At 63.5% G+C, this 11,862-nt stretch carries 13 protein-coding genes; 6 read left to right on the plus strand and 7 right to left on the minus strand.

What is annotated here, in order from left to right:
* Nucleotides 1-74 precede the first annotated feature (74 nt).
* The 6 genes from C7I84_RS17715 to C7I84_RS17740 all read left to right on the plus strand — a co-directional run bounded on the left by C7I84_RS17715 (nt 75) and on the right by C7I84_RS17740 (nt 5,197).
* Nucleotides 75-818 carry an SDR family oxidoreductase gene (locus C7I84_RS17715; RefSeq protein ID WP_106773548.1) on the plus strand — a complete coding sequence of 248 codons (744 nt, stop codon included), beginning with the start codon at nt 75-77 and terminating at the stop codon, nt 816-818.
* Between the two features lie 146 nt (nt 819-964).
* The gene (locus C7I84_RS17720) at nt 965-2,077 is read left to right on the plus strand and encodes an alpha/beta hydrolase (protein ID WP_106773549.1); all 1,113 of its coding nucleotides are present in this window, start codon (nt 965-967) and stop codon (nt 2,075-2,077) included.
* Between the two features lie 69 nt (nt 2,078-2,146).
* The gene (locus tag C7I84_RS17725; RefSeq protein ID WP_106773550.1) at nt 2,147-2,914 is read left to right on the plus strand and encodes a glucose 1-dehydrogenase; all 768 of its coding nucleotides are present in this window, start codon (nt 2,147-2,149) and stop codon (nt 2,912-2,914) included.
* 50 nt (nt 2,915-2,964) lie between these two features.
* Nucleotides 2,965-3,408: a VOC family protein gene (locus tag C7I84_RS17730; protein WP_106773551.1), complete on the plus strand. Its 444-nt coding sequence runs from the start codon at nt 2,965-2,967 to the stop codon at nt 3,406-3,408.
* Between the two features lie 46 nt (nt 3,409-3,454).
* A complete protein-coding gene (locus tag C7I84_RS17735; RefSeq protein ID WP_106773552.1) occupies nt 3,455-4,513 on the plus strand; it encodes an aldo/keto reductase in 1,059 nt (352 codons plus the stop codon).
* Between the two features lie 414 nt (nt 4,514-4,927).
* The gene (locus C7I84_RS17740; RefSeq protein WP_106773553.1) at nt 4,928-5,197 is read left to right on the plus strand and encodes a helix-turn-helix transcriptional regulator; all 270 of its coding nucleotides are present in this window, start codon (nt 4,928-4,930) and stop codon (nt 5,195-5,197) included.
* Here C7I84_RS17740 and C7I84_RS17745 read toward each other — a convergent pair.
* The 7 genes from C7I84_RS17745 to C7I84_RS30370 all read right to left on the minus strand — a co-directional run bounded on the left by C7I84_RS17745 (nt 5,187) and on the right by C7I84_RS30370 (nt 11,778).
* On the minus strand, nt 5,187-6,443 hold the full coding sequence (locus C7I84_RS17745) for a tyrosine-type recombinase/integrase (RefSeq protein ID WP_106773554.1): 1,257 nt from the start codon (nt 6,441-6,443) through the stop codon (nt 5,187-5,189). The two genes, C7I84_RS17740 and C7I84_RS17745, sit on opposite strands and share 11 nt — an antisense overlap.
* A gap of 318 nt (nt 6,444-6,761) precedes the next feature.
* Nucleotides 6,762-8,324: a glutamine-hydrolyzing GMP synthase gene (guaA, locus tag C7I84_RS17750; protein ID WP_106773555.1), complete on the minus strand. Its 1,563-nt coding sequence runs from the start codon at nt 8,322-8,324 to the stop codon at nt 6,762-6,764.
* A 63-nt stretch (nt 8,325-8,387) separates the two neighbouring features.
* A complete protein-coding gene (locus C7I84_RS17755) occupies nt 8,388-9,023 on the minus strand; it encodes a 5'-methylthioadenosine/S-adenosylhomocysteine nucleosidase (protein WP_106773556.1) in 636 nt (211 codons plus the stop codon).
* Between the two features lie 3 nt (nt 9,024-9,026).
* Nucleotides 9,027-9,485, minus strand: coding sequence for a PaaI family thioesterase (locus tag C7I84_RS17760; RefSeq protein WP_106773557.1), 459 nt, complete (start codon nt 9,483-9,485; stop codon nt 9,027-9,029).
* A 92-nt stretch (nt 9,486-9,577) separates the two neighbouring features.
* Entirely contained in the window at nt 9,578-10,867 is a 1,290-nt protein-coding gene (locus C7I84_RS17765) for an RsmB/NOP family class I SAM-dependent RNA methyltransferase (protein ID WP_106773558.1), read from the minus strand.
* 60 nt (nt 10,868-10,927) lie between these two features.
* Complete coding sequence (locus C7I84_RS17770) at nt 10,928-11,380, minus strand: GNAT family N-acetyltransferase (RefSeq protein ID WP_245428487.1); 453 nt, start codon at nt 11,378-11,380, stop codon at nt 10,928-10,930.
* An 86-nt stretch (nt 11,381-11,466) separates the two neighbouring features.
* Nucleotides 11,467-11,778: a PIN domain-containing protein gene (locus C7I84_RS30370; RefSeq protein WP_207771031.1), complete on the minus strand. Its 312-nt coding sequence runs from the start codon at nt 11,776-11,778 to the stop codon at nt 11,467-11,469.
* Between the last annotated feature and the right edge of the window lie 84 nt (nt 11,779-11,862).

Genomic DNA, 11,862 nt, shown 5'->3' on the forward strand with positions numbered 1-11,862 from the left:
GGCATCGACCATGAAAAGATGCAATCACTGTAGATTGCTTGCGATCTTCAAGGTCGGCACACCAGAGGTTTGAAATGATCAAGGACAAAGTCGTCATCATCACCGGGGCTTCATCTGGAATTGGCGAGGCCACCGCAAAGCTGCTGTCGAGCAAGGGCGCCAAGGTCGTCCTGGGCGCGCGGCGCGACGACAAGCTCAAGCATATCGTCGCCGAGATTGAAGCCGGCGGCGGACATGCCTCCTATCGGGAACTGGACGTGACCAAGCAGGCCGACAACGACGAGATCGTCAGCCTCGCTAAGGAACGCTTCGGTCGGGTGGACGCCATCTTCCTCAACGCCGGCATCATGCCGAATTCGCAGCTTTCCGCGCTCAAGACCGATGACTGGCACCAAATGGTGGACGTCAACATCAAGGGCGTCCTCAACGGCGTCGCAGCGGTATTGCCGACCTTCACCGAGCAGAAATTCGGCCACGTCATCACGACATCCTCGGTTGCTGGCCTCAAGGCCTACCCGGGCGGCGCAGTGTATGGCGGCACCAAGTGGTTCGTGCGCGACTTCATGGAAGTCCTGCGGATGGAGTCGGCGCTCGAGGGCACGAATATCCGCACCGCCACCATTTATCCCGCCGCCATCAACACCGAACTGCTGGGCGCGATCCGCGACAAGGCGACGGCCGAAGCGATGCAGAAGGTCTATGACCAATACGGGATCTCCCCCGAGCGGATCGCCGACATCGTCGCATTCGCCATCGACGCGCCTGCGGACACGACGATCAACGAATTCACCGTCGGCCCGGCCAATCAGCCCTGGTGACGGCATAGGACGCCGCGCGGCAGAGCCGCCCCCCCCGGGCTGCAACGGCATACCCCCACCGCTCATCATGACGAACGGTCTGTTGAGCAAGCTGCAACTCTCAGTCGTCGTCGCGAAGACGCGCAAAGACCAAGAGGTAACTTAGCATGACACAACGAAACGACGTCGAAAGAAGCTCCGCTTCTGTCCTGGCAGTGGACGCAGACCGGCGCAACTTGCTGAAGGCGACGGCCGCAGGCGTGGCCGCGCTCGGCTTTACATCAATGTTCAACCTTAGCCACGCGGAGGCACAAGATATGTCGAACGGTGCTGACAACTTCTACAAGAGCGACAAGGCGACGCTCGAGAAAGTCACCTTCAAGACTGCGTATAATACCGACGTCATCGGCAATCAGCACGTGGCGAAGAACCTCGACCGGAACGCGAAGCACCCCGCGATCATCGTGAGCCACCCTATGGGCGCGGTGAAGGAGCAGAGCGCCAACCTTTACGCCGCCAAGATGGCGGAGCAGGGCTTCGTCACGATCGCGATTGATCTGCCCTTCTGGGGCGAAAGCGACGGGCAACCGCGTCAAGCCGTGTCGCCCGATTTCTACGCGGAAGCTTACAGCGCGGCTGCGGACTATCTCGGCACCCTGCCTTATGTGGATCCCGAGCGGATCGGCGTGATCGGGATCTGCGGCAGCGGCGCCTTCGCGCTCAGCGCGGTCAAGATCGACCCGCGTCTGAAAGCGGCAGCTACTGTCAGCATGTATGACCACGGTACGTTGTACCGTAAGGGACTGGGCGGGAAGCAGACGCGCGAGGAGTACCACGCCTTCCTGGCTGGTGCGGCCAAGCAACGCGTCGCTGAGTCGAAAGGCGCCGCAATCGCCTACACCGCTGGCGCCCCAATCGCTCTAACCGGCAATGCCATCGGCGACGAATTCTACGACTTCTACCGCACCCCACGTGGTGAGGTCACGCCGGCCTACGCGTCGCCGAAGACGAGCACGATGCCCACGGTCGCGACCAATGTGAAGTTCGCGAACTTCTACCCGCTTGAGGATCTCGACACTGTGTCGCCGCGGCCCCTGCTCTTCATCGCAGGTGATCAGGCTCACTCCCGGGAATTCAGCGAGCTCGCGTTTGCCAAGGCTGTAGAGCCGAAGGAACTGCACTGGGTCAGGGGCGCCGGGCACGTAGACCTTTATGATCGCGTGAACCTCATCCCGTTCGACAAGCTCAAGGCATTTTTCGACCTGCACCTGAGCGCCTGAAAACGGGCCGGCTTTAGCGATCGTCGCTAACGCCGGCTTTGTCATCGAGACTACGACGAGGGTGATTCAATGAACCCGACCTATGACTTCACCGGCAAGGTAGCCCTGGTCACGGGCGCCAGCGCCGGCATGGGGCTGGCGACCGCGCGTGCCTTCGCCGAAGCCGGCGCAGCCGTCGTTCTGGCAGACATCAGGCAAGAGGCGGCGGCGACCGCCGCAGAGGCGCTGATCGCCGAGGGTCACCGTGCGATTGCCGTGCCCTGCGACACGAGTGACGACGCACAAGTCGCCGCCATGGTCGAGCGGACGGTCGCCGAGTTCGGGCAACTCGATTTCGCCTTCAACAATGCCGGCATCATGGCGGAGGTCGCGCCTCTTGCCGACGGCAGCCGTGAGAATTGGGACCGAGTGATCGGCGTCAACCTGCGCGGCGTGTGGAGCTGCATGCAGCACGAGCTACGCCAGATGCAGAAGCAGGGTGGTGGCGCGATCGTCAACAACGCCTCGGTCGGCGGGACCAAGGGCGATCCTGGTGTTAGCCCCTACACCGCGTCGAAGCATGGCGTCATCGGGCTGACCCGGACGTCCGCGTTGGAATATGTGAAGCACAATATCCGCGTAAACGCCGTCAACCCAGGCGTGATCGCCACTCAGATCGCCCGTGACGTCGTGGAGAACGACGACGCCGCCTATGCCGAGATGGTCGCCAAGGTGCCGTTGGGTCGGGCCGGCTCGTCCGAGGAGATCGCCAGCGCCGTGCTTTGGCTGTGCAGCCCTAGCGCCAGCTATGTCGTGGGGCAAGCCTTCACGATCGATGGCGGCCTGACCGTCGGCTGACAAATCTAGCCGCGCCCCGCCCACTCCGCTCGAAAGTGAAAATATCCGCGATGATCGACGACTTCCTCCACATCAGCATCACCTGCCGTGATCTGGAAACGACCATCCGCTTTTACGAAGCGATCGGTCTCAAGACGATTAAGCGGCTCGGCACCGTTGATGAAGGGGGTATCGCGCAGGCGTTCCAGCTCCCGGCTGCGCGGCTCGAGGTCGCTTATCTCGCGACCTCGGACAAGCCGGGGGCGCTGTTTATCGACCTGGTGCAGTGGCTCGATCCAATGGCCAAGGGCGACGCTTATCCGACGCTCGACAATATTGGTCTGAACCGCTTCGCGCTTCGCGTCCCGGACCTTGACGCCATGGTCGCAAGTGCACGCGCTCAGGGCGTCACCTTCCTGACCGATGCGCCCGTCGCGATCGGAGACAAGGGCATGCGGTTCATCGTCGCCCGCGATCCGGACGGCGTGTTCGTCCAACTGGTCGAAGGCTTCTGAGCATCGCGGCGAACCGCGCCATCCGACAACATCTAGGAGAACTCACATGCGATATCGTCAGCTGGGCCATTCCGGCCTCAAGGTTTCCACGCTCGTCCTCGGGACCATGTCATTCGGCGGCAAGGGCATGTTCGGCATGGTCGCGGAGAACGGCCAGAAAGAGGCGCAGCGCCAGTTCGACATGCTGGTCGACGCCGGCGTCAACATGGTCGACACGGCCGACATCTACTCGATGGGCGAGTCCGAGAAGATCGTCGGTGAGGCGATCCGCGGAAAGCGCGACAAGCTCCTCCTGGCCTCCAAGGTGCGCTCGCCAGTCGGCGAAGGGCCGAACGAGCAAGGCCTGTCGCGCCATCACATCAAGCGTGGCTGCGAAGCGAGCCTCAAGCGGCTCGGGACCGACCACATCGATCTGTACTGGGCGCACGAATGGGATGGCATGACGCCGCTCGACGAGACGCTACGCGCGTTCGAGGACCTGCAGCGCGAGGGCAAGATCGGCTATTTCGGCATCTCCAACTGGGCCGGCTGGCAGATCATGAAGGCGCTCGGCATTTCGGAGCGGCAAGGCCTCATCCGGCCTGTCGCCCAGCAGATCTACTACTCGCTGCAGTCGCGCGAGGCCGAGTACGAGTTGATGCCGATCAGCGTCGATCAAGACGTTTCGATCGTCGCCTGGTCGCCGCTCGCCGCCGGCCTGCTAGGCGGCAAGTTCACGCGCGACAATCCGAAGCCTGAAGGCACCCGTCAGGTTGCCGGTTGGCCGGAACCGCCGATGCGCGACTGGGAAGCGCTTTGGCGCATCGTCGACGTGCTCACTGCGGTTGCCAGCGAGCGTGGCGATACTCCGGCGCAGGTGGCACTTGCATGGCTGCTGACGCGCCCCGGTCTGGCATCGCTCGTGATCGGTGCGCGCAACGAGGCGCAACTCGCAGAAAATCTCGCCGCGGCGGATATCGAGCTGACGCCCGAGCAGGTCGCGCGGCTGGAAGAGGTGAGCCGCCCGCCGCTGCTCTACCCGTACTGGCACCAGAAGGCCAACGCGACTGCGCGCTTGTCGCCTGCGGACCATGCCCTGCTCGATCAGCATCCAAAACCGTACTGACGAGACGACGGAGCAGACTGCATCCGTTCGGTCCTGCGCCACTCAACGTCACAACGCCGTTGGGAGCGCAGGTCCGAGTCTGCTATACAGGCCCCGTGTTGAGAGTGCCCGCGCCGGTCTTATAGACCGTTCTGAAGAGGTGGTGCGGGTGGTCGGAATCGAACCGACACTCCTTTCGGAACCGGATTTTAAAGTGAGTCGCGGGTTCCAGCGGGCTGGAATTCCCCTTCCGGCGGTGCTTCAAACAAGAGCCGAAAGGGCGGCGGACGCTCCTAGACGACACCTGCCCTTTGAAACCACCCGTCCGATTTACACGCTATAGCCCGATATTACCGCACACGTTCACGCGGGGGCTTCAATGCGGAAGATCTATCGCCTTCTATCTCCACAAGAGCAAAGAAGTGGAGATACGGTATGAGCGCTGTCCCGCATGTCGCCCGCAGGACAATTCGCCGGCAGCAGCTACGAGAGATCGTGCCGCTTGCCGACAGCACGATCTACGACATGGAGCAGCGAGGAGAATTCCCGCAGCGCTTCTATCTCACCTCGCGCTGCGTCGTCTGGGACTTGGCGGAGGTCGAGGCCTGGCTCGAGGCTCGGCGTCACGCCTCTCGGGCTAATGCTGTTAAGCGCGCTCCAAGCCCCGACGTGAGATTGCGCCGTTCGCGGCCCGTCAAACACTAGGCTCCAGCTCAAGCAATTCCATCGTGGGCGGCAGAAGCGTCGGAACATACTTTCGCCCCACGGCCCACGCGTCCACCAGATTGGACCACTCCTGCATCATGTGACGACGTTGATGCTCATACTCCGCCTTGTTGTAGACACCCCGCGAAGATCTCCCATCCTCGTGGGCCAAGCACTTCTCGATCCAGTCACTGTTGAAGCCGAGCTCATTCAACAGGGTCGAGCCTGTGCGTCGAAGATCGTGAACAGTGAAGGGTTCGAGTGGAAGCCCCTCCTTTTTCGCCCTGACAACGACCGCGGTCGTGATCCGGTTGAACGTCGCGCGCGACATCGGCGCGTCAGCGTCATATCGCGACGGAAGGACATAGCGCGAATTGCCGGCGCAGGTTTTTAGCGCGATGAAAATGTCGACAGCCTGCTGTGACAGATAGACGTTGTGTGCCTTCGACCGCTTCATTCGCTCCTTGGGTATCGACCAGACCGCGTTCTCGAAATCGACTTCATCCCACGTCGCGTCTTGCAGTTCGCTTTTCCTGACCATCGTTAGGAGGAAGAGCTTCATTCCCAGCCGTATAGTCGGCAACGTCGGCACATGCTCGAGCTGACCGAGCATGATGCGGATCTCCGCAGGAGACAGCGAACGGTCTTTAGGAACGAACGTCGCAATAGACGCGGGCCCAACTTCATCCGCTGGATTGGCGACCTTCTCGCCATGCAAGATCGCGAACGCAAAGATCAGCTTCACGATATCCCGCACATGCACGGCCGTGGCTGGAGCGCCGCGATCCTTCACCTTCCCGCACATCATGCGGAGATCGTCAGGCGCGATCTCCGTCAGAAGCCTATTTCGAAACGTTGGCAGGATGTCGCGCTCGTAGATCGACCGCCGCATGGCGCGCGTGCTGTCGGCCATGCGCGACTCCTGGAACCACTTTTCGCCGAACTCGCCGAACCTCTTCGCCTCCTTCAGTCGTCGTTTGTCGTGCTGCTTCTCTTGAGCAGGAGACCGCCCTTCGGAAATGGCCCGCTTCGCATCAATCAGCTTTTCGCGAGCCCTGGCAAGCGAGAGGCCATCTGGGCCATATCGGCCGAGCGTCAGCGTCTCGCGACGTCCGTTGAGGCGGTAGTCGTACCGGAACACGATCACCCCCGACGGCTGCACGACGACGTACATACCGTCACGATCGCTTACCTTATACAATTTATTCTGTGATCTCAGTGCCTTAATCGCTGTGTCAGTAAGCATGGGAGCCTCCAAAACCGTCAAAAAACCGGAGAGAGGCGCCGATTATACCGTCAGGCCAAAACAGGCGATGCTGAAAGCATGATTCTCGTTTTAAGTCAGCCTGTTAATACCAAAAATTATACCGCCATCAACTCTCCTAGCCGTGACGGTATAGCGAAATTTCAGATCGAACAAGTTCCCTCGTACCGTCTGCTATACCGACAGACCGGAGCACTGCCCCTCGATAGACGGCAATAGACGCGGTTATGATTATGGTTTAATTTCAAGGCGTTATGTCGCACTTGGGCGTACAAACGGATACTGCCGGAGGGGTAAAAATCATTCCCACTCGATTGTGCCGGGCGGCTTGCTGGTCACGTCGTAGACCACCCGGTTGATGCCGCGCACTTCGTTGATGATGCGCGTCGCGGTCGCCCCGAGGAAACCCATGTCGTAGTGATAAAAGTCGGCGGTCATGCCGTCGACCGAGGTGACGGCGCGCAGGGCGCAGACGAATTCGTAGGTGCGGCCGTCGCCCATGACGCCGACCGTCTGCACCGGCAACAGCACGGCGAAGGCCTGCCAGATGGCGTCGTAGAGGCCGGCCTTGCGGATCTCGTCCAGATAGATCGCGTCGGCCTCGCGCAGGATGTCGAGCTTTTCGCGGGTCACCCCGCCGGGGCAGCGGATCGCCAGCCCCGGTCCCGGGAACGGATGGCGGCCGATGAAATGCTCGGGCAGGCCGAGTTCCTTGCCCAGCGCCCGCACCTCGTCCTTGAACAGCTCGCGCAGCGGCTCGACCAGCTGCATGTTCATGCGCTCGGGCAGGCCGCCGACATTGTGGTGGCTCTTGATCGTCACAGACGGACCGCCGGAGAAGGACACGCTCTCGATCACGTCGGGATAGAGCGTCCCCTGGGCGAGGAAATCGGCACCGCCCAGCTTCTTCGCCTCCTCCTCGAACACTTCGATGAACAGCCGGCCGATCGTCTTGCGCTTCTTCTCGGGATCGCTCTCGCCTTCCAGCGCCGAGACGAACCGGTCGGCGGCGTCGACCATGATCAACGGCAGATTGTAGTGCTCGCGGAACATGGCGACGACATTCTTCGCCTCGTCCTTGCGCATCAGTCCATGGTCGACGAGGATGCAGGTGAGCTGATCGCCCACCGCCTCGTGGATCAGCAGCGCCGCCACGGAGGAATCGACGCCGCCCGACAGCGCGCAGATCACCTTGCCCTTGCCGACCTGGGCACGGATGTCGGCGACGGCCTTGTCGCGATAGGCCGACATCGTCCAGTCGCCCTCGATGCCGGCGACGCCGTGGACGAAGTTGCGCAGGAGCTTCGCGCCGTCCGGCGTGTGCACCACTTCGGGGTGGAACATCAGGCCGTACATCTTCTTCTCGACATTGCCGAAGACGGCGAAGGGGGCGCCCTCGGAGCGGCCGAAAATCTGGAACCCGTCGGGCAGCGAGATCACCCGGTCGCCATGGCTCATCCACACCTGGTGGCGCTGACCGGTCGCCCACAGGCCGTCGAACAGCGGGCAGTCCTTCTCGACCTGGACGAAGGCGCGGCCGAACTCGCGATGGTCCGACGCCTCGGCGACGCCGCCCATCTGCACACACATCGCCATCTGGCCGTAGCAGATGCCGAGCACGGGAATGCCCGCCTCGAAGACTATCTGGGGCGCGCGCGGCGACCCCGCCTCATGCGTCGAGGCCGGCCCGCCGGACAGGATCACCGCTTTCGGCTCGATGCGCTTGAACGCCGCCTCGGCCGACTGGAACGGCACGATCTCGGAATGCACGCCAGCCTCGCGCACCCGGCGCGCGATGAGCTGGGTGACCTGGCTGCCGAAATCGATGATGAGGACGGTGTCGGTGTTCTTCATGGCGGGCATTTAATGAAAGAAACGCTCCTGCGCAACGCCGATCTGCCTTCCGCCGCGGTCCGGCTTTGCCGGTCAGCCGGCGAGAAGCCCGTCGCCGATCGCCGCTTCGAGCCGGCCGACCGCTTCAGCCAGCCGCTCGTCGATGACATGCAGGTATTCCGTCCAGTCGCCGACATGCCGAAGCTCGGCCTTGCCGTCGGAAATGCCGCGCAGCGCCACCAGCGGCAGGGAAAACACCTGGCAGGCGCGCAGCACCGCGAACGTTTCCATATCGACCATGTCCTCGGGGATGGCATCGTAGGCCGCGCCCGAGATGATCGTGCCGCCGGTGGAGAGTGTCGCCTCGCCGATGCCGGGAATGCGCAGGGCAAGTGGCACCGTCGCTGGAAGGTCCAGGAACGGGGTGACGCCTTTGGGGAAGCCGAGGGGCGAAGCGTCGATGTCGCGGTAACACACCGAAACCGCCTGGTAGACCTCCGTCTGCTCGAGCGAGCGGCTGCCGGCGGAGCCGAGCGAGACGACAAGATCGGGCAGCGTGCCGGCCGCCTCAAGCCGTGCCAGCGCCGCGCCCAGGCGTATGCCGGCCTCGACCGGACCGACGCCGGTCATCAAAGGCACGAACAGGCGCCGCAGATGCGGCCCGTACTCGGCCTCGGCCGCCATGACGAAGAGGAGTCTTTTGCCGCCAAGCGTCGTCAGCCGCACCATCGCTCAGCCCTCGATGCCCTGTCGTCCCGTCACGGTCATCATCGTGCCGGTCATGGTGGCGATCAGCCTGGCCTCGCCGTCGGCGGCGAAGGCATAGGCCTGGCCGTCGGCGACCACGATGGTGCGGCCGGGTTTCGTCACGGATCCGCGGAACAGGAAGCGCTCGCCCTTGCCGGGCGCCAGCAGGTTGACCTTGAACTCGATGGTCAGCACCGCCGCGTTTTCCGGCATCAGCGAAAAGGCGGCATAGCCGCAGGCCGAATCGAGCGCCGCCGAGATGATGCCGGCATGCAGGAAGCCGTGCTGCTGGGTGAGCGCGGCGGAAAACGGCATCTCGATCTCGACCGTTCCGGGCAGCACGCTGGTCAACTCGGCGCCGATGGTCGTCATCGCCTGCTGGCGCGCGAAGGAGGCGCGGACGCGCTCCTCGAAATCCGTGTTGGGAACGATCTTTGCCGACATCGCTTCTCGACCTCCGGATGCCGGTTATCGCAGAGCCGGCAGTATCGGGCAATGCTCCTGCTGCAGTGCAGCAAAATAAGGGCGGAGCCGCGTCAGACCCGGCGCGACAAGGCGGCGAAAAAGAAGCCGTCGGTGCCGCTGCGCAGCGGCGAAAGAACGATGCCGCGATCCCTGTCGATGCGCGCCGCGCCGGTCTTTCCCGGCAGCCGATCGGCAAACAGCGCCTCGTGGTCGAGGGACGCGAAATCCGGATTCGCATCGAGGAAGCGTTCGATCTGGTCGTGGTTCTCGTCGCGGAACACCGAGCAGGTGATGTAGACCAGCCTGCCGCCCGGCTTCACATAGGCCTTGGCGTTTTCGAGAATTTCGGCCTGCTCGGCCTTGCGGACGTCCAGTTGTCTTCCGGTCAGCCGCCATTTAGCGTCCGGCCGGCGGCGCCAGGTGCCGCTGCCCGTGCACGGCGCATCGATCAGCACCAGATCCATCCTGCCGGCGAGCCTGGCGACTTCGGCCGGCTTGGCCAGCACCTGGATGTTGCGGGCGTCGGACCTGCGGATGCGGTCGAAGATCGGGGCCAACCGTGCCTTCTCCGCATCATGGGCGAAGATCTGTCCCCTGTTGTCCATCGCCGCCGCCAGCGCCAGGGTCTTGCCGCCGGCGCCGGCGCAGAAATCGAGCACCTGCATGCCGGGCTGCGCCGACGCAAGCTCCGCGGCGACCTGCGAGCCCTCGTCCTGCACCTCGAACCAACCCTTTCGGAAAGACGGCTCGGCCTGCACATTGGGATGACGGCCGTCGCCGGCGATCGGGGGAATGCGCAGGCCCGACTGCGCCAGCTTCGTCGCCGCCGCACCGGTTTCGGCCAATTCGGCCAGCACGCGCGGTCTATCGGAAAGCAGCGTGTTGACGCGCAGGTCGAGCGGAGGACGGGCGGCGAGCGCGCCGGCCTCGTCCACCCAGTCGCCGCCGAAGCTGCGTTCCAGCAACGGTTCGCACCAGTCGGGGATGTCTGCCCGGACCGCGGACGGCGCATCGCCGGCCTGTCGCGCGGCAAAGGCCTGCAGTTCGTCCGCGTCGAGCGGCGCCGGCGCGAAGCGGTCGCCCTCCAGCGCTCGATTGATGCTCTCCGGCGTCTCGTCCCATTCGAGCAGCAGCGCACCGAAGGCGAGCGCCCGCGGCGTATCGGCATCGAACAGCCAGGCGGCGGAGCGCCTGCGGCGCAGCGCGTCATAGACGATGTTGCCGATCGCGGCGCGGTCGCCAGCCCCGGCAAAACGATGCGAAAGGCCCCAGTCCTTCAACGCGTCCGCCACCGGCCGGTGCCGCCGCCCGATGTCGTCCAAAACTTCGATGGCTGCCGCCAGCCTGCCGCCCAGTCGCATGTCGTCGATCCCGCCTTCGGTGAACCCGAATGGGCGCTTGTTACAGACGCAAGCAAGGTTTCACAAGCCGTCGCGGGCGCGCCGCGCCTGCCATTCCGGACGCAGCATCGACAGGATCATCTCGTCGCGGAACACCTCGCCGAAAAAGGCGCTGCCGCGCGCGATGCCTTCCTCGGCGAAACCCGCAGCGACATAGGCCCTGCGGGCGCGAAGATTTTCCGGAAAGGCGCCGATCCAGAGCCGGTGCGTATCGGTCTCCTCGAACATGGCGTCGATAGCGCGGCGAAGGAAAAGGGAGCCGTGGCCTTGCCCCGGTTCGACCACCGCCAGTCGCTTGACGCAGGTGACTTTTGCCGGCGAGGCCCAGTCCCTAATCAGGGCGAAGCCGACCGGCCTTCCTGCGAACTCGCCGATGAAATAGCGATAGGCGGGATCGGCGAAAGCTGCGGCATGGGTGTCCGCTTCCCAGCGGCCGACCAGAGTCTCATAACCGTCCAGGCGCTCGGTCGCCATGATGAAAGGGACGTCCGCGGGGTTTGCACGACGCAGCGTGAAGCCTTCGGCTGTCCCGCGGCTCAAGCGACGCTCAGGCGGTCTGTTCATACGGATTGAAGAGTTTGACGCCGGTCGGCTCGAAGTGCCGGATGTTGCGGGTGACGAGCGTCAGATCGTTCGAGCGCGGTCGCGGCGATCAGAAGGTCCGGATTTGTATGGCGCAAGTCGTATGTCAGCGGTCCCCACATCCGCATGGTACCGATTGCGATCGGCAGTATGCGGCCGTCGTAATCTTCCAAAATGGTTTCCAGCCAATCACGATAGCCGGCAGCACGATTCGTATCTTGCCGTTCCACCGCGTCGACACCGCGCTTGGTGACATGCTGCGGCTCGCCGCGCTGCGCGGCCTCGACCACGGCGGAAACTTGTTCTTGGCGTCCTGAAGCGTCCAGACCTTCCCCATGGAAATCTCCATCCGGCTAGATCGTAGGCTAGCCGGA

It is taken from the genome of Kumtagia ephedrae (assembly GCF_003012745.1).
Lineage (GTDB): Bacteria > Pseudomonadota > Alphaproteobacteria > Rhizobiales > Rhizobiaceae > Kumtagia > Kumtagia ephedrae.